The 23,772-nt window shown below is 53.0% G+C and carries 19 protein-coding genes; 9 read left to right on the top strand and 10 right to left on the bottom strand.

The window, feature by feature from the left end:
- The first annotated feature begins 9 nt into the window (after nt 1-9).
- Nucleotides 10-393: a hemerythrin domain-containing protein gene (locus JWZ98_RS08795; protein ID WP_101051900.1), complete on the top strand. Its 384-nt coding sequence runs from the start codon at nt 10-12 to the stop codon at nt 391-393.
- 110 nt (nt 394-503) lie between these two features.
- On the opposite strand, the gene JWZ98_RS08790 is transcribed toward JWZ98_RS08795, so the two are convergent.
- The 6 genes from JWZ98_RS08790 to JWZ98_RS23385 form a co-directional block, all read right to left on the bottom strand.
- Nucleotides 504-1,049, bottom strand: a complete 546-nt coding sequence (locus JWZ98_RS08790) for a chemotaxis protein CheW (RefSeq protein WP_033156655.1) — start codon at nt 1,047-1,049, stop codon at nt 504-506.
- Nucleotides 1,050-1,066: 17 nt separating this feature from the next.
- Entirely contained in the window at nt 1,067-2,707 is a 1,641-nt protein-coding gene (locus JWZ98_RS08785) for a methyl-accepting chemotaxis protein (protein WP_033156656.1), read from the bottom strand.
- Nucleotides 2,708-2,827: 120 nt separating this feature from the next.
- The gene (locus JWZ98_RS08780) at nt 2,828-5,020 is read right to left on the bottom strand and encodes a chemotaxis protein CheA (RefSeq protein WP_205454000.1); all 2,193 of its coding nucleotides are present in this window, start codon (nt 5,018-5,020) and stop codon (nt 2,828-2,830) included.
- Nucleotides 5,017-5,349 (bottom strand): STAS domain-containing protein, encoded by a 333-nt coding sequence (locus JWZ98_RS08775; RefSeq protein ID WP_033156658.1) that lies wholly within the window; start codon nt 5,347-5,349, stop codon nt 5,017-5,019. The genes JWZ98_RS08780 and JWZ98_RS08775 overlap by 4 nt, the downstream gene beginning before the upstream one ends.
- A gap of 31 nt (nt 5,350-5,380) precedes the next feature.
- Nucleotides 5,381-5,749 (bottom strand): response regulator, encoded by a 369-nt coding sequence (locus JWZ98_RS08770; RefSeq protein ID WP_033156659.1) that lies wholly within the window; start codon nt 5,747-5,749, stop codon nt 5,381-5,383.
- A 20-nt stretch (nt 5,750-5,769) separates the two neighbouring features.
- Nucleotides 5,770-6,978, bottom strand: a complete 1,209-nt coding sequence (locus JWZ98_RS23385) for a methyl-accepting chemotaxis protein (RefSeq protein ID WP_205453999.1) — start codon at nt 6,976-6,978, stop codon at nt 5,770-5,772.
- A gap of 128 nt (nt 6,979-7,106) precedes the next feature.
- Here JWZ98_RS23385 and JWZ98_RS08760 point away from each other — a divergent pair, with 128 nt between their 5' ends.
- The 3 genes from JWZ98_RS08760 to JWZ98_RS08750 are packed head-to-tail and all read left to right on the top strand — an operon-like array spanning nt 7,107 to nt 9,669.
- Nucleotides 7,107-7,952 carry a protein-glutamate O-methyltransferase CheR gene (locus JWZ98_RS08760; protein WP_308441645.1) on the top strand — a complete coding sequence of 282 codons (846 nt, stop codon included), beginning with the start codon at nt 7,107-7,109 and terminating at the stop codon, nt 7,950-7,952.
- Entirely contained in the window at nt 7,949-8,545 is a 597-nt protein-coding gene (locus tag JWZ98_RS08755; RefSeq protein WP_033156662.1) for a chemotaxis protein CheD, read from the top strand. The genes JWZ98_RS08760 and JWZ98_RS08755 overlap by 4 nt, the downstream gene beginning before the upstream one ends.
- 29 nt (nt 8,546-8,574) lie before the next feature.
- Entirely contained in the window at nt 8,575-9,669 is a 1,095-nt protein-coding gene (locus tag JWZ98_RS08750) for a chemotaxis response regulator protein-glutamate methylesterase (RefSeq protein WP_205453998.1), read from the top strand.
- Between the two features lie 14 nt (nt 9,670-9,683).
- On the opposite strand, the gene fucP is transcribed toward JWZ98_RS08750, so the two are convergent.
- The 3 genes from fucP to nhaR form a co-directional block, all read right to left on the bottom strand.
- The gene (gene fucP, locus JWZ98_RS08745; RefSeq protein WP_205453997.1) at nt 9,684-10,940 is read right to left on the bottom strand and encodes an L-fucose:H+ symporter permease; all 1,257 of its coding nucleotides are present in this window, start codon (nt 10,938-10,940) and stop codon (nt 9,684-9,686) included.
- Between the two features lie 19 nt (nt 10,941-10,959).
- On the bottom strand, nt 10,960-13,209 hold the full coding sequence (locus tag JWZ98_RS08740) for a glycoside hydrolase family 3 N-terminal domain-containing protein (protein ID WP_205453996.1): 2,250 nt from the start codon (nt 13,207-13,209) through the stop codon (nt 10,960-10,962).
- Between the two features lie 290 nt (nt 13,210-13,499).
- Entirely contained in the window at nt 13,500-14,402 is a 903-nt protein-coding gene (nhaR, locus tag JWZ98_RS08735) for a transcriptional activator NhaR (protein ID WP_205453995.1), read from the bottom strand.
- Nucleotides 14,403-14,514: 112 nt separating this feature from the next.
- On the opposite strand from nhaR, the gene ppc reads away from it, so the two are divergent.
- From ppc to JWZ98_RS08710, 5 genes are all read left to right on the top strand, one after another.
- Nucleotides 14,515-17,436, top strand: coding sequence for a phosphoenolpyruvate carboxylase (gene ppc / locus JWZ98_RS08730; RefSeq protein ID WP_205453994.1), 2,922 nt, complete (start codon nt 14,515-14,517; stop codon nt 17,434-17,436).
- Between the two features lie 107 nt (nt 17,437-17,543).
- Nucleotides 17,544-17,984 carry a hypothetical protein gene (locus tag JWZ98_RS08725; protein ID WP_205453993.1) on the top strand — a complete coding sequence of 147 codons (441 nt, stop codon included), beginning with the start codon at nt 17,544-17,546 and terminating at the stop codon, nt 17,982-17,984.
- A 21-nt stretch (nt 17,985-18,005) separates the two neighbouring features.
- Complete coding sequence (locus tag JWZ98_RS08720) at nt 18,006-20,099, top strand: ABC transporter ATP-binding protein (protein WP_205453992.1); 2,094 nt, start codon at nt 18,006-18,008, stop codon at nt 20,097-20,099.
- The gene (locus tag JWZ98_RS08715; RefSeq protein ID WP_205453991.1) at nt 20,092-21,402 is read left to right on the top strand and encodes an HlyD family efflux transporter periplasmic adaptor subunit; all 1,311 of its coding nucleotides are present in this window, start codon (nt 20,092-20,094) and stop codon (nt 21,400-21,402) included. The genes JWZ98_RS08720 and JWZ98_RS08715 overlap by 8 nt, the downstream gene beginning before the upstream one ends.
- Nucleotides 21,403-21,408: 6 nt before the next feature.
- Nucleotides 21,409-23,220: a TolC family protein gene (locus tag JWZ98_RS08710; protein ID WP_240348282.1), complete on the top strand. Its 1,812-nt coding sequence runs from the start codon at nt 21,409-21,411 to the stop codon at nt 23,218-23,220.
- A 75-nt stretch (nt 23,221-23,295) separates the two neighbouring features.
- On the opposite strand, the gene JWZ98_RS08705 is transcribed toward JWZ98_RS08710, so the two are convergent.
- Entirely contained in the window at nt 23,296-23,772 is a 477-nt protein-coding gene (locus JWZ98_RS08705) for a peptidylprolyl isomerase (protein ID WP_171694881.1), read from the bottom strand.

The raw sequence follows: 23,772 nt of genomic DNA, 5'->3' as shown, positions 1-23,772 counted from the left end.
GGAAATAACATGAACGAATTCGTTTGGGAAAATCAATATTTGCTCGGAAACGAAGCCGTTGACCAACAGCACAGAGAGATTTTCGATCTGGCAAACCAATTGGTGAGCTCGAAAGATACGCAAGCGCTAGCCGAAAATATTATGTTGCTTTATCAACACGTTAGAGAGCATTTTCAAGCTGAAGAAGCCTTTATGAAACAGCACGACTATCCGGAATATCAACATCATGTGCAGACGCATAATGTGATGCTGGAGAAACTGATCGCGTTTAGTCAGGGAATCCATCAGCAAAAACGACAGGAAATAGACGTGTCCGGCTTCATGCGCGACTGGATTACTCATATGGCAGAGGAAGATGCTGCCATTAATACTTATTTAAAAACCCAGAAATAGCGGCAGATCATCCAACAGGATAGCAACGAGTGCTGCTACCTAGCCGTGAAGAAGACAAGCTGCTGGGAGAATGCCGGAAAATTCTTCCAGCATAGCTCCCAGATCAAAACCTAGTCCGCATTTGCGAGCAGATGGTCTTGAGATTGCGCCAAGTCGTTTAGTAACGATAGCTCGTCCAACGACAGTACCCGGCTAATCGCCAAAAGTATAATAAATACGTCGTCGACACGGGCCATGGCTTGAATAAAATCGGTACGAATATCGGTACCGAAATCCGGTGCCGGCTGGATATTGGCGGGCGGAATTTCCAAAATCTCCCGGACTTCGTCCACCAACATGCCGATCAGTTGCGAACCCTCGCCCGCTTCAACCGCCACCAACACAATACAACTGCGCTTGCTCACTTCCGAGCAATGCCGGCTTAATCGTGCCGATAAATCGATTACCGGCACCACGCTGCCGCGCAAATTGATCACGCCGTGAATATAGTCCGGCGTCAACGGCACCCGGGTCACGTTGGCAATTTCGATAATTTCCTTCACATCCAGAATGCTGACGGCAAAACTTTCTGTCCCCACTAAAAAAGTCAGGTATTGGCCTACCTGCTCCTGAACCGCCACTGCCTGGCCGGTTTCTCTCCGAATCAGATTACTCATGGTCTGTTCTCCAGAGATTAAAAGCGCTCAAAGTCTTTGTCGTTAAAATTAATCGACCCATCCGCTAAAGCCGGAGCCGCAGGCTTAGCAGCATAGCTGGGACTTACCGGACCTCTATTTGGGCGAGGTGCAGGCGGAGTCGATCTGTAATTTTGCGCTCTTTTGTCCTCCTCCAATTTAAAGAAGGCCACGGCGTGCTGCAGTTGGGTCGCTTGGCCATTTAATTCTTCTGAGGTCGCTGCTAATTCTTCTGAACTGGCGGCGTTTTGCTGGGTAGCCTTATCCAATTGGCGCATGGCTTCGTTGATCTGATTGATGCCACTGGATTGTTCGATCGACGCGGCATTAATTTCTTGAACCAAATCGGCGGTTTTAGCGATATTAGGCACCACTGCGCTGATCAAACCACCGGCTTTCTCAGCTATCGCCACGCTATTAGTGGCCAATTCATTGATCTCTTCGGCGGTGACCCGACTACTTTCCGCCAACTTACGCACTTCTGCCGCTACCACCGCAAAACCTTTTCCGTGCTCACCGGCGGACGCGGCCTCGATGGCGGCGTTTAACGATAGCAGGTTTGTTTTGTAAGCAATGTCTTCGATTAAACCAATTTTTTTGGCGATGTGTTTCATGGCCGTTACCGTTTCGTTCACGGCATTACCGCCATCGCGGGCTTCGCTGGCAGATTTGGTGGCCATTTGTTCGGTGATGTGGGCATTTTCGGTATTTTGTTGTACCGACGAATTAAGTTGTTCAATCGACGAAGTCGTTTCTTCCACGCTTGCTGCTTGCTCGGTGGCCATTTGACTCATCGATTGCGCCGTGGCACTAACTTGCTGCGATGCGCTCAACAAGGCCTCTGAATTGGAACGCACTTCCTGCACCACTCTGACCAAATGCCCGCGCATATCTTTCAAGGCGTTGGCAACCACGCCGATTTCGTCTTCACGATTGATATTAATGGCGGTACTAAATTCTCCTTGCGCCAGTGCGTCCACTACCCGTTGCAGTTCATTCAAGGGCAGAATAATGCCACGAGTAATTACCCAGCCCAGAATCCCCGTGAATATCAAGATCGATGCACTGATCACATTCACTATAAAGGTTGCGCTTTCCTTTTCAGCCGCCGCTTCGTCAGCAGACTTTTTGCCCTCTTCAATGACATATTCTTGGAAACTATCGATTTTGCTGTTGAACTCCTCAGCGATTGGCGCACCCGCTGTCAGCGCCGCTCGACTATCGGCATCATTATTTTTTCGAGAGACCTCGATAATTTTATCGATAGACAACCCATACTCCTTATAGGTTTTTGTCATTTCCTCGAACAACTTGCGGTCTTTGCCCTCGTCGACCGTTTTTTCCACCAGTGCAAACGCCTTCTCAATACCATCCTGCGCATCCTTGATCGTTGCTTCGACTTTTGCCTTTTCAGCAATATCCTCGGTCAATACATGCCGATAGACCCGAACCCGCAAACGTCCCAGTCGCTGGCCGGCATCACCGAGGGCCGAGAGCGCCGGTACGGTCTTCAAATTTGCAAAATTTGTTTTTTCATAGACACTGGTCATACTGCGTTGGCCTATCCAGGCGACAGCCGCCAAACCAATAATGGCCACCACGACCAGTAAAATCATTTTTCTTACCACGGTCATTTTCATTTTCTTATTCCTTATAAATTAAAGCCGGAACAGAGTGCCTTCAAGTAACGGGGAATTCTCCCGACAAAAGTGCAGCCTTTCACTGGCAAAAATAGAATCTACGGTCTTAAAGGGGACAGTTCACTGTTCATACATTGGCACTTTTCGGTGCTTAAAACTGGTTGCCGAGTCAATCAGACCCTGCACATCTAAAATTAAAGCTACATTACCGTCGCCCAACACCGTAGCGCCGGTAATACCTTTAAGTTTTTCGAAAACCCTGCCCAAAGGCTTGATGACAGTTTGATGCTCGCCATGCAATTCATCGACAACAAACCCGGCTTTGCTTTGCCCGAATTTGACCACCACCACGCTCTCGCGCTTCCTAGTGGTGTCATGGGAACCGTTCCGAAAGTAATCCGCTAAACGCAAATACGGTAAAACCTGGCCGCGTAAATTAATGTAATGCTGTAATTCATCAATCTCGCATTCGTTGGCGTTCATCTCGATGCATTCGTCCACCATACTCAACGGGATGATGTAGCGGTCCTGACCGGTGCCGACCATAAAACCATCGATAATTGCCAGGGTCAGCGGTAAGCGTATGGAAATGGTGGTGCCCTCGCCTTCTACGCTGTCTATCTCGACGGAGCCGCGTAAGGCTTCGATATTTTTTTTCACCACATCCATGCCGACACCGCGCCCGGATAAATTGGTGGCTTGATCCTTGGTGCTAAGTCCGGCGGCGAATATCAGATTGTGAATGTCTTGTTGGGACAAATCGTGATCGGGTTTAATCAAACCGTTAGCTAATGCTTTGGCGAGTATTCTGTCGCTATTTAAACCAGCGCCGTCATCGGCGATTTGAATCACGATATGCCCGGATTCGTGGTAGGCATTGAGTTGCACGGTACCTTGTGCCGGCTTACCTACGGCGAGCCGCTGCTCGGGACTTTCAATGCCGTGATCGAGGGCGTTGCGGATCAAATGCGTTAACGGATCGTTGATTTTTTCGACGACCGTTTTATCCAACTCGGTTTCGCCGCCGCTGATAAAAAGTTCGATGTCTTTATTCAATTCTTTACTAACGTCGCGCACCACCCGTTTAAACCGGGAAAAGGTTTCGCCGATTTGCACCATGCGCAATTCCAATGCGGTATCGCGAATACTGCCGACTAAGGCATTCATGCTGGCGGCCACGTCGCCGGCATCGCTGAGGCCATGCCGCTCAACGATCAAATTCATCGCCGCACTGGAAATCACCAGCTCACCGACCAAATTGATCAAATGGCCCAGTTTGGTAGCATCGACCCGGATGTAATTGGCTTCGCTTGCCAGTTTTTGTTTGGTCTGTTCCTGTTTTTTCAGCGCTTGATCGACTAATGGCTGCTGTACGACATGTTGCTCGACCAGTATCTCTCCCAAGGGTTTGCCGGGGACGATAACCAGTTCGGAATCAATATTGGCCTGCTGACGTTGCAAAGCATGGTTGACATCATTTTGAGTCAGCGCCCCAACCTGCACCAACATATCGCCCAAGCGCTTAACATGATTGTCATCCTGGGCATTCAACAGATTTAAATATTCCTCCAGCTTGGAATTAGGCGGCAAAATTTTGATATCGCAATCGTCCGAGGCAAAATCAAACACCGCCTCTATCGTCTGTTTATTCGCATCGCTCTGAAAAGCAATTTTGAAATGCAAATAGCAGCTTTCCGGGTCCATGTCGTCACCGACCGGCATTTCCGGGGCTACAGTAAGAATTTGTTTAATCTCACCCAAGGTGCGCAGATAGCGAATAAACGACAAGGGGTCCATGCCGTTTCTGAAGGCATCTTTCTGAAACTCTAGAGAAATTAGCCAGTTATCGTCCACCGATATTTCACCGCCGCCTTCAATTTCCAGCTGGACGCTATCGTCGCTTTGCTGCATGTCGGTCGTTTGCCGTCCGGTCAATTGCCGAATCAAACGTTCTCCATCCGCCGCCAAGCTTGCCGGTAACTCGGAGTCTTTCTGCGTCAAACAATGTTCGATCAATTTAGCAGTGTGATCCTTGCTGTCCAACAAGACAGAAATCAATTCCGCGTCGATGCCGCGTTCGCCGTTACGCACTTTATCCAGGACCGACTCCGCTTCATGGGTAAAGCCGACAATGGCGTTAAAACCAAACAATCCGGAAGAGCCTTTGATGGTATGCATGGCCCTGAATAAACTGTTGATGGTTTCGCTATCGTCCGGTTTACTCTCCAGAGACAACAAAGCGTCTTCCATATCAGTTAACAACTCTTCAGCCTCTTGGGCGAAAACCGTTAAGGCCGCATCTAATTCGCTCATGATGTTTTCCAATCTGCGGAGATTACGATAGGGTCGCCGAAATGCTTACTCAGGTTGAGCAGTTCCAGCACTTCAACGACCGCCTCGCTATGCTGAATAAGACTAAAGCGGATATCGCGGCTGACGGCTTCCTGCTTCAGAAACATCAGCAGTTGCACACCGGCGCTATCGATTTCAGTGACATCGGCAAGATCGATTTGCACGTCTTTAGCCGAGCTTAGATACGGGGATAGTGCTTGTTTGTGTTCCAGCACCGAGTAGATGGTCAATTCACCCTGAATGGCTAGATGGGTGACACCCTTTTTTTGTTGTTTTAGGTGGATAGCCAAGGTTTTCTCCCCTTGTGCAATGGGGTTGTTTTTAAGGCAACACCAATTTGGACACCGCGTCGAGTAAAGTGGGGGCTTGAAACGGTTTGGTCAGCCAGGCTTTCGCGCCGGCGGCCTTGCCAGCCTGTTTTTTATCGTCGGCGGCTTCGGTAGTCAGCATCATCATCGGGGTGAATTTGTATGCCGGGAGTTTTTTGGCTTCCGTCACAAAGGTTATGCCATCCATATTCGGCATATTCACATCGGTAATGATCAAATTGATTTTTTGTCCGGTTAATTTACTCAGTGCATCCCTGCCGTCGCAGGCCTCAATCACATCGTAGCCGGCACCCTTTAGGGCAATGCCGACAACCTGTCGAATGGATGCCGAGTCATCAACAATCATGATGGTTTTAGCCATTAGTCAATCCTTCATCAAATTTAGAAAAATGTAATCTCATCGTTGGCGGAAGTGCTTTGGTGACTGACCGCCGCACTTGAAGAGTGATTCAACAACTCTTCCGGCATCGTGTAACTAAGCTCCATTCTCGACAATGTGGCGCCGACATCCAAGCTATTTGCTTGGCGCTCGCCGCTGCTGCGCGTGGCATCTACCGCAGTTTGCAGGCTGTTTAGATTATGTTCGACATGCGACAGCATTTGGCTGACCCGATCCTGAAACTGGAACGCCGTCAACACCGAGAAAATCTCGTCGCGAATTTGCGCGCTGTTGCCGCGTAACTGATCCGCATCGTTTCTGAACATATCCAAAGCCACCCGCAAATCGTCCAGAGCGGTGCGGATGGCGTGTTCGGCATCTCGGATCGCTTTGTCATCGGAAGAGCCGGATGCCTCGGACATTTTCAACGTCGAGGCCATGGCTTTGTTGATATCGGCAATGGCGTGGCTGATTTTTTCCCCGGTGGAAGACGAAAATCCGGCCAGTTTACGGACTTCGTCGGCTACAACCGCAAAACCCCGGCCATTTTCGCCTGCGCGAGCGGCTTCGATAGCCGCATTTAGAGCCAGTAAATTGATTTGCTCAGCGACCTTGCGCACTTCCTGCGCCATCGTGTCCAGTTGACCGGTATGTGCGGACAATTTACGAACCTCGTCGACTACCGCATGCTCAACGTCCTGGATTTCACTTAAAACTTTTAACACCGCCGTCAAAGCATCCCGGGTTTCGCCGAATAACACATCCACGCTACGACCTTGACGATTCTGCGCACCGCCGGAAATCAGTCTCTCCAATTGATTAACCATAGCGGCGAAACGGCTGGTCAGGACGGTGATTTCCTGTTCGGTATGCGTTCTGGATGTTTGTACTTGTCTGAGCAAAATGGGCACTACTTGCAGAAACAACCGCTCCAGCTCGATGGCGTATGCTTCAAGCTCTTGCAGTTTTAAATCTTCGTCGCCACGCCAGGCGTTATTAGCTTCATTCAGAGCGGTTTGCTGTTTATTGTACAAAGCAGACCCAATCAGGACGCCGGCAAAACCAAGCCCGGCAGTAGCTCCCAAGCTGATCAAACTGAAACCGGTTTGCACGCAAGCCAACAATCCACCTGTCACACCCAACCCCACCGTTAACAGATAAAAACCAAGTGGACCGGGGCTCTTGGCTACAGGATAAGGTTTTCGAAGCATGGGAATTCCGTCTGGGTTTTGGGTATGTTAAAGATAGTAGAGAGTTTTAAATTTGCATTCAACCCACTACCATCTTAGGTTTTTCGTTAATGTTAAGTTCTCAGCACTTCCTGTAATTATTTACTGACATAATTACGTCGCATATCCTTACTAACGGAGACGGTTTTATTACTATTGCCCCGATCACAACCGAAGAATTCGAACGCTTCAGACGTTTGATTTACGACCATGCCGGCATCGCTCTGACGCCGGAAAAGAAAGTCATGGTAGCCAGCCGGCTGGCCAAAAGGCTCGATTATTACCAGCTAGAACATTACGGGGAATACTACCAACTGGCTGTCAGTCCCGATTACCCCCATGAATTTCAAACGCTGGTCAACATTCTGACCACCAATGAAACGTATTTTTTTCGGGAGCCAAAGCACTTCGAATTTTTTCAACAGCACATTCTTAAGACCTGGCGCGGCGAGCATTTTAGGGTTTGGAGCGCGGCTAGTTCGACAGGAGAAGAAGCCTATACTCTGGCAATGGTATTAGCGGAGAACCTAGGCACGCGCAATTGGGAGATTTTCGGCTCCGATTTGAGCACGCGAGTGCTGGAAGTTGCCCGTCATGGCGTCTATCCACTGGATAGGCTGGACCATATGGACAAACGCCTATTGGAAAAATATTGTTTACGCGGCGTGCGCAGCCAGGAAGGTTTTTTTCGTGTGGACAACAAACTACGCAGCCGCGTCAAATTTGATCAGGTTAATTTGATGAGTTCACTGCCGCATACATTGGGGAGGTTCGACGTAATTTTTCTGCGTAATGTTCTAATCTATTTTGACCAAGACACCAAAAAGCAGGTCGTCGAACGACTGATTACCGCGCTAAAGCCTGGCGGACATTTCATCATCAGTCATTCGGAAAGCCTGCACCGGGTCACCGAACAGTTACAAATGCTGAAGCCTTCTATCTACCGGAAACCATGAAAATCCTGCCCTTCCGAGATACCCAGCGTATCGTCATCGATCCGGGCGAATTCTATGCCTCCCGCCAGCCGGAAGTCATTTCAACACTATTGGGCTCGTGCGTGGCTGCCTGCCTATATGACCCAATCAATCGGGTATTTGGCATGAATCATTTTTTGCTGGCTTATCGTTCCTACTCCAAAAACATGCCTATCATCGAATCCGAAGAGGGCCGTTACGGCATTTATGCGATGGAATTGCTGATCAACGAAATGATGAAACTGGGCGCCAACCGGCTCAATCTACAAGCCAAATGCTTCGGCGGCGGCAACGTATTAAAACTGCGAGAGGACAAAAACCGCAAGGAAACCGTGGGCGACGTGAATGTTTTATTCATCAAAGAGTTTTTAAAAAAAGAAAACATTCCTATGCTTAGTGCCTGTCTAGGCGGCAATATCGGCAGAAACGTCCATTTCGTCGGTACTGATTATTCGGTGTTTATCAAAAAAATCGACCACAATCAGCAACTGTCTCTTGAAAATGAAGAGCGCCGCTACTGGAAGAAAAATATCGACGAACATGAAAAATCCAGAAGCAGTGCCGAATTCTGGTAAATCATCCAAGACCATTAACAGGCAACACTATGACAGACACAAAAGTATTTATTGTCGACGACTCCGCCGTGGTCCGGCAGGTATTAACCGGATTGCTCGATAGCCTGCCTGGCGTCAAAGTGATCGGCGCCGCGCCGGATCCCATCTTTGCCCTGACCCGCATGGAAAAAGACTGGCCGGATGTCATCATCCTGGACATTGAAATGCCGCGCATGGACGGCATCACGTTCCTTAAGAAGCTAATGCACGAACATCCCACGCCGGTCGTGATCTGTTCGACGCTCACAGCCAAGGGCGCGGAAGTGACGATGCAGGCCATGAGTGCCGGTGCCGTCGACATCATCACCAAACCAACCGTCAACCTGAAGGGCTTTCTGCAAGATTCGAAAACCCTGCTGGCGGATGCGATTAAAGGTGCCTCACATGCCAGACTGCGAAAATCAGCGGCTCCAAGCGGCAAACCTCTGGATGGCAGCCCGAAATTAACCGCCGATGCCGTCATTTCCCCGACCAGCCTGATCTCGATGACGGAAACCACCGACCGCGTCGTCGCCATTGGCACATCAACCGGCGGCACCCAGGCTCTGGAATACGTATTGACGCGATTACCCCGTACCACGCCGGGTATCGTCATTGTTCAGCACATGCCGGAGGCATTTACCGCCGCGTTTGCCAAACGGCTGGACAGCCTGTGCCAAATTACAGTTAAAGAGGCCGAGCAAAACGACCGGGTCATTCCCGGTCTGGCTTTGATTGCGCCGGGCGGCAAACACATGCTGTTGCGCCGCAGCGGCGCCCAATACCGGGTGGAAATCAAGGATGGTCCCTTAGTCAGCCGCCATCGGCCGTCGGTGGATGTGTTGTTCCGCTCGGCCGCGCAAGCTGCCGGCAAAAACGTACTGGGCATAATCATGACCGGCATGGGCGACGACGGCGCCCACGGCATGAAGGAATTGCACGATACCGGCGCGCTGTGCGTCGCTCAAGACGAAGCCAGCTGCGTGGTTTACGGCATGCCCAAAGAAGCAGTGAAACTGGGCGGCACCGACGGCGAACTGCCGCTATCGGCTATCCCGAACTTGATCATGCAATCGCCGAATCGGGCAAAATTCTTGAAAGGTTAAAAGCGCGTTTTTATCTACAACCGGCGACAGCGATAACCGTAATAAGCGATATACAAGTAGCAAAGAGCAGGGATAAAAAAGGCGTGCTGTATACCGATACGATCAGCAAACGCCCCTTGCAGCAACGGTAAAATAGCCCCGCCGACGATGGCGGCGCAGAGTATGCCGGAGCCTTGGCCGGTATGCCTGCCCAAGCCGGTCAAAGCCAGCGAAAAGATGGTGGGAAACATGATGGAATTGCACAAACCCACCGCCAGAATAGTAAGCATAGCCAGTGTGCCGCTGCCCAACATCGTCGCCAACACCAAACCAGCCGCCGCCAAAGCGTTAAAGGCCAACACTTTGCCGGGATGGATTTTCTGCATCACCGCCGACCCAATAAACCGGCCGACCATCGCCCCGCCCCAGTAAAACGACACGTATTTGCCGGCCTCCTGCTCAGCCAAACCGGCTATATGCGGCTCGCCCAGAAAATTAACCAGAAAGCTGCCAATCGACACTTCACCGCCGACGTAAACAAAAATCGCCACCGCACCCAACAACAGATGCGAATAGTGCCAGGCGCTGCCATCCACTGCATTTGGGCCGGTTGCCTCGGCTTGCTGGTTAATCTTAGGCAACTTCAACATCGCAAACACTGCCGCCATGAAAAACAACACTGTCGCAAGAAATAGATATGGATTCTGCACCGCCGCCGCTTCCGCCGCTTGATAGGCAGTCAGTTGTTCGGCATCAAGCAGTTTTATGTCATCAGCGCTTTTCACCGCATTCGACAAAATAAACAATGCGCCAAAATACGGCGCCAGCGTGGTACCCAAGGAATTGAACGCCTGCGTCAAGGTTAAACGACTGGACGCAGTATGCGGATCGCCCAACACCGTCACGTAAGGGTTGGCAGAAACCTGTAGCAAGGTAATCCCGGACGCCAACACAAAAAACGCCGCCAAAAACAAAGGATAAGAATGCAACCCGGCAGCCGGATAAAACAGCAAACAACCGCCACCGGCAATCGCCAAACCGACGATGATGCCACCCTTGTAATCGATTTTTTCCACCAGATAGCCGCTGGGCACCGACATCAGAAAATACGCGGTGAAAAAACAAAATTGGATCAGCATCGCCTGGGTGTAACTCAACGTAAACACGGCTTTTAAATGTGGAATCAGGATGTCGTTAAGACAGGTGATAAATCCCCAAATAAAAAACAGCGAAGTCAGAATAGCTAATGAGCCCGTATATGACTGTCTACCCAGGTGTTGTTGATCCTGCATGAGTTATTCCAGCTAAATTTTAGGGTTTGACGACCTGAAAACGTGCGGTCTCGTTACCGACCATCACCTCAAACTCGCCCGGCTCGACGATGCGCCGCATATCCACGCCGATGAAAGACATATCCCGCGGCGTTAAGCTAAATTGCAAAGTCTGCTCCGCCCCGGGTTTTAATTCGACCTTTTTAAACGCCTTTAGTTGTTTTACCGGCCGCGATACCGAGGCTGCGACATCGTGCAAATACACCATGACGGTTTCCTTGCCGGTCAGCGTGCCAGTATTTTTCACCTTAACCGTCAGGTCGATATTCTCGCCCATGGCAATATTGTCTTTGCTCAGACGCAGGCCGCTGGTCTGGAAAGTGGTGTAGCTCAAACCATGCCCAAACGGATACAAAGGCCGATACTGATTGCTCTCAAACGCCTCTATCGGCTTGTGATCGTACATCGCAATATCGTTAACATCGCGCGGATAGGAAATCGGTAATTTGCCGCTGGGGTTGGTGTCGCCGAACAAAATATCGGCCATCGCACTACCACCTTCCATGCCCGGCAAAAAGCCCAACACCACCGCCTGCGCCTTGTTGGCAATTTCGGTGATGATGCGCGGCCGGCCGCCGAACGTGACTAAAACCACCGGCTTGCCGATTTCGAAAATCGCTCTGGCCAGTTGCAACTGTACCGGGTCCAAATGCAGGGATTCGATATTGCCTTCGGTTTCGGTGTAGGTTTTTTCGCCCAGCGCCAAAATCACCACATCGTGCTGCCGGGCTTGCGTTACCGCCTGCTCGATATTGATTTCGTCGCTGAAATTTTTACCGCCAACATACGTCACCTTACCGCTGGTTTTTTGCTGAATGGCTTGTAACAAAGTGGGCTTGTCTTTTGGATACAAATGTTCGGCAGCGCCCTGCCAGGTGATGGTCCAGCCACCGTTCATCACACTCAACAAGTTCGCGGTCGGCCCGGTGACAAGAATGCTGGCCTGCTTGTTCAAGGGCAATATATGTTGATCATTTTTCGCCAGAATGATCGCTTCCCGCGCCGCTTGGCGGTTGGCGGCCACCGCGTCTTCAGTGACAAAGTTACCTTTTACGGCCAGTTCAGGCTCGTGCCTGTCAAACAAACCGCTTTGATATTTCACCCGCAAAATGCGTGACACCGCTTCGTCGATGCGGGTCATAGGCACTTCGCCGGTTTTGGCTAAATCCAGCAACAAGTCGTAAAACGAGTAATCGAACGGCACCATGCTCATATCAATGCCGGCCATCACCGCCATCTTCACCGCTTCGCGCGGCGAGGCCGCCAGTTTGTCGCGGGTATATAAGCGGCTGATGTCGGCCCAATCGGACACGGTAAAGCCTTTAAACCCCATCTCGCCGCGCAAAATGGTGTTCAGGTAGTAATGATTGACGTGCCCGGGAATGCCGTCCACCTCGGCGGAATTGACCATTACCGTCGGCGCTCCGGCTTTCACGCCCGCTTCAAAGCCCGGCAGAAAATATTCGCGCAAGGCTCGTTCCCCTATCCAGGCCGGCGTGCGATCCCTGCCGTTCAAGGGATAGCTATAGCCGACGTAATGCTTCAAGCAAGTTGGCGCCTTGTCGGCATCCGCAAAGTCGTCGCCGTGATGACCATGGATGTAGGCGCTGCCCATCGTCACCGCCAAATGCACGTCCTCGCCGTAAGTTTCCCACAGCCGCGGCCACAACGGTTGCCGGCCGATGTCCATCACCGGCATGAAATTCCAATCTAAACCCGACGCTTTAACCTCGCGCGCGGTCACTTCGCCTTCCTTGAAAGCCAAGTCGGGATTAAACGTCGCCGCCATGCTGATGGCTTGCGGAAACAGCACCGCGTTTTCAGTGTAAGTTGCACCATGAATCGCGTCGATACCGTACAGCACCGGAACTTTCAGCCGGCTTTTTGCCGCCACGTCGCGTATCGCTTGGGTCATCCGCCGCCATTTTTCGATGGGCTGAGTTTGGTTGTTCGGCGTCGTGGGCGTGTTGAGTATCGAACCGATATGCCGATTCAAGATGGCGTCTTCCAGTTTGGCCTGATCGATGGGATTGTCGGCTACCTCGCCATTCACGACCGAAACCACGCTAAAGTCGATCTGCGTCATCTGTCCGACTTTTTCTTCCAGGCTCATTTGCGCCAATAAGGCCTGTACCTGCGCTTCAACATTGTCGTTTGTTTCTTCTGCACTCACGCCGGACTCCAACACCACAAATAAGGAAAGAATTAAAAAAGCTAATTTTGTTTTCAAGAGATTGATTTAAGGTTTGATCGAGCCTACGCAATCGTTCTATCAACCTGCCGACCACACGGCAAAAGTCCGGTCAACGATAGCAAGGAGCTCGCAGTTATCGGTAAAAATCGGCACATCATAGCCGGCGATAATTCGCTCATGTCAGCGGCAAGTGCCCATCAGGGACCCGGAATAGTTTATCCAGACCTGAAGATGCTGTCTTATATTTTAAGAGCAGCGGCGGCGTAGAGCCTGGCTTGGTGTTTTTCGTGGCAACTGCCACACCGGATGAAGCATTCTGAGGATTGTCATTCCGGAAACAACTTATCCCGCGCATTCTCCAAAATCGCGGTTACGGCCGGATGCTTGAGTTTGCGGCGCATGGTGATGGCGTAAAAGCGCTCATGCACCGAGTCGATACGGCCGATGGCTTCCACGCCGTATTGGCTTTGGATTTCGGCTTCGACATTACTCGGTGCGACAAACAAACCCACGCCGCCACTGCCAAAGGTTTTAATCAACGCGCTGTCTTCAATCTCGGCTTGGATAGCCGGGCTGATACTTTCGGCATCGAACCATTGATCCAGCGAGCGCCGCAACGAAGTATTGGCGGTGGGCAGCAGGAACGGTGCGCCGCTCAAGCAGCGCGGGAAATTTTGCCTATAGGTCGCGGCCAAAGCCGGCGCGCCGAACACGGTAACCCCGCATTCGCCGAGCAGATGGTTAAACGCTTTGGCGCCACTGGTTGGTGTCAGCGGCGCATCAGACAAGACTATATCCATCCCTTGCATCACCATCTCACTCAAAAGCCGCTCGGTTTTGTCCTCGTAACAAAGAATCTGCACCGACTCCGGTAAGCGGAACGCCGGCGCCAGCAAGCGGTAAACCACCATTTTCGGTAACGCATCCGCCACGCCCACCACCAGACGCAGAGCCCTGCCGGTTGGCCGGCCTTTTAAGGTGTTACTTAACTCTCGGCCCAGCGAAAAGATTTCTTCCGCGTAATTAAATACCACCCGCCCGGTGTCGGTGAGCACCAGTTTACGGCCCTGTTTATAAAAAAGTTTTTCGCCGATTTGCTGTTCCAGCACCGCTAATTGGCCGCTGATGGTCGGTTGCGCCAAATGCAGTTTCTCGCAAGCGCGAGTGATGCTTTCTTCACGCGCGACATTCCAGAAATAAAACAAATGTTGGTAGTTGATACGTTCCATAGCACTCAATGTATAGGAATTTACGATGAATTAATTCTAAACATTCTATTTAACAATATCAAAATGCTGCGCTAGGCTATCACGCAACCCTAACCCACCCTGAGAACTGCACATGCAAAAGCTAAAAGCACTGCACAGCGAAGACATCGCGCCAAGTACCGGAGCCGCATTAGCGGAGTACGACAAGTCGGCGTTTGAATTGGATAACCTCGGCGCCAGCCAAATCCTCAGTGATCGCTTATCGGATGCTCACGGCGACGACAAAGAATTACGCAGTTCGATACGCCTGCTCGGTTCGATCTTGACTAAAGTGCTCACCGCCCAAGCCAAACCGGAGGTGGCCACCGCCGTCGCGCAGTTGCAACGCAAGTTTGCCAGCTTGCTCCGAGAGGGCAGCGCCAACCGCCGCCGCCAGTTTATGGAGATTCTGGAAGGCCTGGATGCGGAAGAAATAGGCGAAGTGGTGCGGGTGTTTAACGGCTATTTCAGCCTGCTCAATATCGCCGAAGAATCGCATAACCTAACGTTGCGCCGACAAAATCAGACCGGCCGCTATTGGCCCGGCTCGTTTCATGACACGCTGATTAAACTACGCGACAGCGGTGTCAGTGCCGATAAATTACAGGTGTTATTGGACGAGATGCTGTATTTGCCGGTGATGACCGCTCACCCCACCGAAGCCAAACGCCGCACAGTCAAAAGCGCGTTGCGCAATGTCTTCCTTAGCCAGGAGGCCTTGGACGATCCACGCTTACGCAGCCAGCAACGCAGCGAGGCCTTAGACAAACTGCAAGCACAGATTCAATTGCTGTTAAAAACCGACGAAGTCCGCGCCCGTAAACTGGGCGTAGCCGACGAAATCGACGCCGGTTTGTTTTATTTTTCGCTATCGCTATTTCAAGCTACCACCTTGGTTTACCGGAACTTGCAGCGGGCGCTTAGCGATGTATTTGGTGCCGACGTTGCCGACCAAATCCGCATCCCCAGCTTCCTGCGTTTTGGCTCATGGATAGGCGGCGACCGCGACGGCAATCCAAATGTCAAGCCGGAGACCACCGAGCTAGCCTTGCGCATGCAGGCGCAAACCATCATGCAGGAATATTTGGCGCGCCTGGATCAATTGCACGGCCAGTTGTCGCATTCTTATGGACTTTGTGACTTGACGCCGGCATTTATTGACAGCCTGCACGCCGACCGCGCCCTGCTGGGCGCGGCAGTCGCGGACTTGGAAAAGCCTTATTTGCAGGAACCTTACCGGCACAAACTGATATTGATGAAATATCGCATGCAATCCACCTTGCAGCGCGTGCAACAACAGTTACAGGGCCAAGCGGAACAAGCCAATCGCCTTGCCTATGCCAGCGTAGCCGAGTTTTTACACGATCTGCGCTTGATCGATGCATCCTTGCGCAGCCACGGCGACGCCAATATCGCCGAGCTGGAATTAGCCGATCTGATCCGCTTGGCCGACGTGTTCGACTTTCACTTGATGCAACTCGACGTGCGGCAAGAATCGACTCGCCACAGCGAAGCAGTCGCGGAAATTCTGGCAACCGCATTGAACATTGACTACCTGGCGCTGGACGAAGCGCAACGCATAGCATTGTTAGCAGAGGCGATTGCCGCACCGGGTGGTTTGATGTTCGACGCCGCCGCGCTGACGCCGGCCAACCGCGAAACCCTGGAGTTGTTTACCGTGATGGCGAAAATGCGCCGGGAAATAGGCCCGAACTGCTTTGGTAAATACGTAATTTCCATGACCCATTCCGCCAGTCATGTCTTGGAAGTCTTGCTGCTGGCGGCGCAAGCCGGCCTGGTCGGCAAAATCGGCGGGCATTGGCATTGCCATATCGGTGTCAGCCCCTTGTTTGAAACCATAGAGGATTTAAATCGCATCTCCGAGGTACTGACCCAGCTATTCGATACCGAGTGCTATCGGGAATTGTTGCGGGTCAGCGATGACCGCCAGGAAATCATGCTGGGCTATTCGGACTCCTGCAAAGACGGCGGCATCTTGGCGTCGGCCTGGGGCTTGTCGCGCGCGCAACGGCAAATTATTGCAATCAGTGAGCGTTACGGTTTGAAATGCCGATTATTCCATGGCCGCGGCGGCACTGTCGGTCGCGGCGGCGGCCCGACTCACGAAGCGATTCTGGCCCAGCCGCCCGACACCGTGCGCGGCCAGATCAAATTCACCGAGCAAGGCGAAGTGCTGTTTTATCGGTATAACAATATGGAAACCGCGGTCTACGAATTAACCATGGGCGTTACCGGCTTGCTGAAAGCCAGCGTCAGCCTGGTGCAAGCCGTTCCGGCGGATCATGCGGAAGATTTGGCAGTCATGGACGAATTGGCGCGGATCGGCGAGCAAAGTTACCGCGACCTGACCGAACGCACGCCCGGCTTTTTGGATTATTTCTACGAAGCCAGCCCGGTCGGCGAAATCGGCGGCTTGAACATCGGTTCGCGGCCTTCGCACCGCAAAAAACTGGATCGCTCGAAAAACTCGGTGCGGGCGATCGCCTGGGTATTCGCTTGGGCGCAATCGCGGCAGACGTTTCCGGCTTGGTACGGCATCGGTTTCAGTTTGGCCAGCTGGTGCGCCGGCAAGCCGGAGCGCCTGGAAACCCTGCGGCGGATGTATCGCGACTGGCCGTTTTTCCGCAACCTGCTGAGTAACGCGCAAATGGCTTTGAGCAAGTCGGACATGAACATCGCGCGAGAATACGCGCAATTGTGCAATGACCCGGAAACCGGCAAACGGGTTTACAACCTGATAGCCGGCGAGCATCAACGCTGCGTGGAGTGGATACTGGAGATAGCCAACACCGACCGCTTGCTCGCGGAGAATCCGGCCTTGGCCGCATCCTTGCAGCGCCGCGATGCCTATCTGGGGCCACTAAACTATATCCAGGTATTTTTGATCCGGCGGCTGCGGGAAATGAATACCGAGAATCCCGCGGACAGCCCGTGGATGAAGCCTTTGTTGCGCAGTATCAATGCGATTGCTGCAGGTATGCGCAATACCGGTTGATGTTATTAGCCCGGCCCTGAAATACCGGCCGTCCTGAACGGGTCGAAGGACGCGCCCCCTGAAAAGGGGAAAGGGCTTTTCGGCAGACTCTAAAAGGGAGGAGAACCATGCAATACGCCTACGCATTGGCATACTGGTTTAGAGTAATCATCATCAACACCGGGCGCTGGCTGTTTGAAAACAAGCCTGCCATGGCAATCTTGACCCTGATATTTTTGTATAAATTTGGCGACACCTTGCTACCCTTTCTATGGCACATTCTGCACTTGGTCATTGAGGTGGTCGAGATGTTGTTCGAGCATTTTTTGGAACACGTGTTCGGGGTAACGCCACGCCAAGCTGAGTTCATTGTGTTCTGGTCCGGCCTAACGTTGCTCGGCACCGTCGTTTGGCGCTTGTCGTGCAAAGCTTACCTCGTGATCGCCCAGGCATGCGAAACTGCCTGGCTTAACTGGTGCGCCAAAGCCGGCCCGGCCAAATTGCTTGCCACACTAAAGGTTACACTTTTGCTGGGCATACTCGGCAAGACCATGCTGTTATTCGTTTAAACCGATAGGATTTCGTTACGTATGAGCATCACCGCCGGAAACAAGGAACACCCGCACAGAAAACAGTCGACGCAAACCTTGCTGGGATTCTTATTCGACCTGCTGGAAATCCCCAGCCAAGCCCAAGGCATCCGCGAGCGTTGGCTGGACTCAGTCAGCGACGACAGCCAGACAGCGCTGAGCCGCATCGGTGACCATTTGGGTTTGAATATGGAGAGCACGCTGCTTACGCCCATTGCCGCCGCCAACGCCTCATCCCCGCACACGCCGTTGCTCACCAGCCTCTCGGATGGCTGCGGCTGGCTGGTGTTGTGCGGATTTCGCGGCGGCAAAGTCAGAGTGGCCCTTGCTCAAGGCGAGGTGATAGAAGAGCGCTACGTCAAACCGACTGACATCGCCGCACTACTGGGCCGAAGCGACGCCGGCATCAGCGAGTGGCTGTTAGTGCAAGCCCAGGCTCCGCTGGAGAATGCCGTCAGCCAAGACCATCACAACCACATGCCGCCATTTAGCCGCTTGCTGGAGCTGTTACGCGCTGATCGCCACGATCTCTGGTTATTGTTGGGTTTGGCTTTGGGCTCCGGATTGTTGGCGCTGGCTTCGCCGGTGGCGGTGCAAGCGCTGGTCAATACCGTAGCGATGGGCGGTATGGGCCAACCTTTGATCGTATTGGCGACCATACTGTTTTTCTTTCTAAGCTTCGGCGGTGCGGTTTTTGTGCTGGAATCTTATCTGGTGGAGATCGTGCAGCGGCGGATTTTTGTACGGCTGGCCGCCGACTTGGCCTATCGCTTGCCCAGGGTGCGCAGCGATGCCTACGACAGTCAGCACGGCGCGGAACTGGTCAATCGCTTTTTCGATGTATTGACCTTGCAGAAAGCCGGCTCTGCACTGCTCTTGGACGGTTTGAGCACCGTGGTGCAAACTTGCGTCGGCTTAATCATGCTGGCTTTCTATCACCCCTTCCTGCTGGCCTTCGATGTGGTGTTGCTGTTATCTATCACGGCAATAATATTTTTGTTGGGCCGCGGCGCGGTCACCACGGCGATTCAGGAATCGATCAGCAAATATGCCTTGGTCGCCTGGCTGGAAAGCGTTGCCGGGAATATTCAAACCTTTAAATTCGGTAACGGTGCAGTAATGGCCGCCAACCGCACCGACCAACTCTCACTGGACTATTTAACCGCCAAACGCCAGCATTACCGCGTGCTGCTGGGCCAAGTCATCGCCTCCGTAGCGCTATATGCCATCGCCAGTACGGCCTTGTTGGCTATCGGCGGCTACTTGGTCATAGACGGCCATTTAACTTTGGGGCAATTGGTGGCGGCGGAACTGATCGTCTCGTCCGCTTTATTGGCCTTGATCAAATTCGGCAAACACCTGGAAGGCTTTTACGACTTAATGGCCGGCACGGACAAGATCGGACATTTACTGGATTTACCCTTGGAAGAGTCAGCAGAAGTGGACGCAGAATTTAACGGCCCGGCGTCGCTGACAGTCAGCGGCTTAAAATTCGGCTTCGGCGCGCAGCGGCCATTATTCTCGGGTTTCGCGCTGCAAATTCAACCTGGCGAAAAAGTCGCGATTTTCGGCGGCCCCGGCAGCGGCAAAACCGCGCTGGTCTCGCTAATAAGCGGGATGCGGCAAGCACAAGCCGGCCGGATACAAATCAACGGCCAAGCACTCGAAGATTTGCGCCTAAGTACCTTGCGGCAGAACATCGCCGTGGTCAGCCGACTGGAGATTTTTCACGACAGTCTGCTGGAAAATGTCAGGCTAGGTGATGCGAACCTGAGCGTTGCCGATGTCCAGCGGGCCTTAGCCAAAGTCGGCTTAACCGACTTGGATTTGGATACCGTCATGAGTCCCGGCGGCTCCCCACTTGCCCATAGCCAAGCTATACAAATTATGCTGGCTAGAGCCATCATCGCCCGGCCCGCCTTGTTGATCGTGGATGGCATACTCGATGGCTTGGATAGCGGATTACAGCAGCAGGTGGCATCAATACTATTGGCCGCAGACGCGCCCTGGACGCTATTGCTGCTGACCGGATCGAAAGAATTGGCCGCACTTTGCGGGCGCGAGATCACTTTGCCGGGAGCCGCCCATGACTGAGTTACAAATTAGGCTGTCCGCGCTATCGGCAGCCCATACTCCTCGCCTGGTCAGCAGTCTAGCGCGCGCTTGCGTCTGGCTATTTCTGTTGACGCCGCCGGCCCTGCTGCTGACACCGTGGCAACAAAACATCAACGGTATCGGCCGGGTCTCCGCCTTTGCCCCACTGGAACGCCAACAGAATTTGGATGCGCCGGTTTCCGGCCGTATCGTCAGTTGGCATGCTAAAGAGGGCGCCAAAGTGAAGGCCGGCGATTTGCTGATGGAAATCACCGATGTCGATCCGGAATTGCTGGAACGCTTGCAACAACAACGCGCGGCAGCCGCCGCAAAATTGGCGGCCAAGGAAGACGAACTGCGGGCGTATCGCCTACAAATCGACAACTTGATTGCTACCCGCGATTTACAAGTGGCTACCGCGCAATACCGGCTGGATGTGGCACGGCAACGCGCGCGCTCCGCCAGTGAAGCCATAGCCTCCGCCCGTGCCACGCTGGAAACGGCCAGCGTGCAAACCCAGCGCCTGCAACGCTTGATAGGCGACGGCCTGGTATCCCAACGCGATTACGAAGTGGCGCAACGCGACGGTATCGTCGCGCAACGCAGCTTAAACAGTGCGCAAGCCAGTCTGGAAGGTGCTTTGGCCGAACAACGCGCCGCCGAAGCCGAAATCGGCCGGATTCGCGCCGACGCCCAAGCCCGTATCGACTCGGCGACGGCGTCGGCTAACAAAACCCAAAGCGAACTGGAAGACAGCCGCAGCAGCCTGTTAAAGAGCGAAGTGGATGTGTCCCGCCAGCAATCCCAACAAATCAGAGCGCCGCGCGACAGCAGCATCCTCAGACTGCTGGCCAATCCGCAGAGCGACATTGTCAGACAAGGTGACCCCTTGCTGGTGTTGGTGCCGGATATGGATGTGAAAGCCGTGGAACTGTGGGTAGACGGCAACGATGCCGTATTGATCACCCCAGGCCGGCATGCACGTCTGCAATTCGAAGGCTGGCCGGCCTTGCAATTCGCCGGCTGGCCGGAAGTAGCCGTCGGCACCTTCGGTGGCTTAGTAGCCTTCGTGGACTCCACTGACGACGGCAAGGGTAAATTCCGGGTACTGATCGTGCCCGATCCCAACGACCGACCCTGGCCGACAGAACGCTTCGCCCGCCAAGGCGTGCGTGTCAAAGGCTGGGTATTGTTGAACCGGGTAACGATGGCTTACGAACTGTGGCGTCAACTGAATGCCTTTCCGCCGCAAATGACTACGGAAGCACCGGCGACCGATTTGGTCAGGCAAAAACTGAAATAAGCGCTTATGAATCGTTTTGCATCCCGTCAACACCAATCAGGGGCTACGGCCAAACACTTGCAAGCCTGCGGGCGGCGTATCGGCGTAATCTTGCTGATACCTTTGCTAGCCAGTTGCGGACAATATCTCGACACCAGCCCCGACCGCAAACTGGTCAAGCGCGTCGAGGAGCGCCTGAAACCTGATGAGGGTTTACCGCTACCGGCCATTTCGCAGCTGCCGCCGCAAACTGTCGAGCAGGCCTTGCCCAAGTTTAAGGAAGGCCGGACCAAGTCGGCGACTATTCTGCCCCCTCCCAGCGCGACGAAGCCGGAATTACCCAAGGCACCGCCGGAAGCGAGCAAGCAATTGTCCATCGCTGCGGTGCGCAGTATGGCTTTGGAAAATAACCTGGATTTAAAAATCGCCCAGGCCGATCCAAAAATCGCCGCCACCGCGGTCAGCGAAGAGCAAGCCAAGTTCGATGATTTAATCTTCGCCAAAGCCAAATACGGCAAGAAAAACACCCCGGCGCAAAATCTGGATGTCGTCAGCTTTACGCCGGTGGATCCCACTTCGCCGCTGAAAAATGAAATCGACAAACTCACCGCCGTGCCGCAGGAAACTGAGGTGCTGGATATGGAAGCCGGTATCGTGATTCCGTTGCGTACCGGCGCGAAAATTACCGTCAGTTCACCGTTCGACGGCAAACGGCAGTTTCGCGGTGTCGCTTCGGACCAATATCAAAATGCGCTGCGGTTTTCCATCAGCCAGCCCTTACTGCGCGATGCCGGGATTTCCAATAACGTCGCCGGCATCCGCATCGCCCGTTACGAACAACAAGCCGTCGACGTGAAAACCCGCTTGCAGGCGATTCGGGTGTTGGCAATGGTTGAGCGCGCGTATTGGAGCCTGTATGTGGCTTGGGGCGAATTGGATGTGCGCCGCCAGCAATACGAAAACGCCTCCAATAATCTGAGCATGGTCCGGAAGCGTGTGGCGGAAGGCTTGACAGCCAACGTGGAAATCAACCGGGCCGAAATCGGCGTGGCCGAGCGGCTGGAGTCTTTGATCATCGCCGAAACCAGCCTGAAAACCCGCCAGCGCCAACTGAAATTGTTATTAAACGCGCCGGGCCTGGATCTGGATTCGCAAACCCTGCTGATTCCCGAGACCTCGCCAACCCTGCTGGAATTTAATCTGGACCGCGAGCAACTGGCGCAACGCGCGCTGGACGGCCGCCTGGAATTGCTGGAACTGGAATTAAAGCTGGCCGCTGACTTGACCAAGATCGACTACCTCAGCAATCAAACCCTGCCGATGTTCATGCTGGATTACAACTACGCCGCACTGGGCCGCGACACGGCGTCCTACGGTGGCGCTTTTGATCAGACCTTGAGCGGCAATTATTCGGATTGGTCGGTGGGCGTACGCATGGAAATCCCACTCAGCAACGAGCTGCGCCGTGCGCGTCTGGATCGAGCCGTGCAAGAACGCATGCAACGTCTAACTACGCAACAACTCAGGGAATTGAGCGTACGCCGGGAAATCTACGACTCGCTGGATCAAATGAGCCAGAACTGGCAGCGCATTTTAGCCACCCGGCAGAACGTGGTACTGGCCGGTTTGAATTACGACGCCGAACTCAAACAATTTAAAGAGGGCTTGCGGACGATGACCGAGGTACTGGAAACCCTGACCCGGCTCGGTGAAGCGCAATTACGCGAAGTGCGCGCCATCGGCGATTATCAAGTGTCGATGATAGATCTGGCGTTTGCTACCGGCACCTTGCTGGGACATAGTCGGGTGGATTTGGGCCTGAGCGCGAGTGCTCAGTAACAACAGCAGAGAATGAATGTAAGCGATAAAAGCCGCGCGTTTATCGCTTACAAATTTGCGGTTGGGGAATGGCTATTAGTGATGGCAGCCTGAACCGTGGATATGACCGTGAGCCACTTCGTCGGCTGTGGCAGGTCTGACATCCATCACTTCCACGTCAAACGTCAAATCTTCACCGGCCAAAGGGTGGTTGCCGTCGATGGTGACATCGTCGCCGTCGATCTCGACGATGGTAATAATGCCTGGGCCGTGGCTGACATCGGCGTGGAACTGCATACCAATTTCAATATCCATCCCGTCGAACATTTTCTTGGAAACGACTTGAATCATTTCTTCGGAGACTTCGCCGTAGGCTTGATCGGCGGCGATGGTGACGTTGAATTTATCACCGGCTTGTTTGCCGTTTAACGCCGCTTCCAGACCCGCAATGATGTTGCCCGCGCCATGCAAATACAACAAGGGCTCTTCGCCTCTGGAACTGTCCAGCTGCTCCCCGTCTTGGTTGGTTAAGGTATAATGGATGGAAACAGCCGTTTTGTCTGTGATTTGCAT

This window comes from Methylomonas sp. EFPC1, assembly GCF_016925515.1.
Lineage (GTDB): Bacteria > Pseudomonadota > Gammaproteobacteria > Methylococcales > Methylomonadaceae > Methylomonas > Methylomonas defluvii.
The sequence above is the reverse complement of the archived record's forward strand: the minus strand, read 5'-3'. Positions and strand labels throughout refer to the sequence as shown.

What these genes read in the sequence shown, in the direction of transcription:
- JWZ98_RS08755 (WP_033156662.1), top strand. Translation starts at nt 7,949, where the DNA reads ATGAAAATCCTGCCCTTCCGAGATACCCAGCGTATCGTCATCGATCCG.
- JWZ98_RS08790 (WP_033156655.1), bottom strand. Translation starts at nt 1,049, where the DNA reads ATGAGTAATCTGATTCGGAGAGAAACCGGCCAGGCAGTGGCGGTTCAG.
- ppc (WP_205453994.1), top strand. Translation starts at nt 14,515, where the DNA reads ATGCAAAAGCTAAAAGCACTGCACAGCGAAGACATCGCGCCAAGTACC.
- JWZ98_RS08750 (WP_205453998.1), top strand. Translation starts at nt 8,575, where the DNA reads ATGACAGACACAAAAGTATTTATTGTCGACGACTCCGCCGTGGTCCGG.
- JWZ98_RS08720 (WP_205453992.1), top strand. Translation starts at nt 18,006, where the DNA reads ATGAGCATCACCGCCGGAAACAAGGAACACCCGCACAGAAAACAGTCG.
- JWZ98_RS08705 (WP_171694881.1), bottom strand. Translation starts at nt 23,772, where the DNA reads ATGCAAATCACAGACAAAACGGCTGTTTCCATCCATTATACCTTAACC.
- fucP (WP_205453997.1), bottom strand. Translation starts at nt 10,940, where the DNA reads ATGCAGGATCAACAACACCTGGGTAGACAGTCATATACGGGCTCATTA.
- JWZ98_RS08710 (WP_240348282.1), top strand. Translation starts at nt 21,409, where the DNA reads ATGAATCGTTTTGCATCCCGTCAACACCAATCAGGGGCTACGGCCAAA.
- JWZ98_RS08770 (WP_033156659.1), bottom strand. Translation starts at nt 5,749, where the DNA reads ATGGCTAAAACCATCATGATTGTTGATGACTCGGCATCCATTCGACAG.
- JWZ98_RS08795 (WP_101051900.1), top strand. Translation starts at nt 10, where the DNA reads ATGAACGAATTCGTTTGGGAAAATCAATATTTGCTCGGAAACGAAGCC.
- JWZ98_RS23385 (WP_205453999.1), bottom strand. Translation starts at nt 6,978, where the DNA reads ATGCTTCGAAAACCTTATCCTGTAGCCAAGAGCCCCGGTCCACTTGGT.
- JWZ98_RS08725 (WP_205453993.1), top strand. Translation starts at nt 17,544, where the DNA reads ATGCAATACGCCTACGCATTGGCATACTGGTTTAGAGTAATCATCATC.
- JWZ98_RS08715 (WP_205453991.1), top strand. Translation starts at nt 20,092, where the DNA reads ATGACTGAGTTACAAATTAGGCTGTCCGCGCTATCGGCAGCCCATACT.
- JWZ98_RS08785 (WP_033156656.1), bottom strand. Translation starts at nt 2,707, where the DNA reads ATGAAAATGACCGTGGTAAGAAAAATGATTTTACTGGTCGTGGTGGCC.
- JWZ98_RS08780 (WP_205454000.1), bottom strand. Translation starts at nt 5,020, where the DNA reads ATGAGCGAATTAGATGCGGCCTTAACGGTTTTCGCCCAAGAGGCTGAA.
- nhaR (WP_205453995.1), bottom strand. Translation starts at nt 14,402, where the DNA reads ATGGAACGTATCAACTACCAACATTTGTTTTATTTCTGGAATGTCGCG.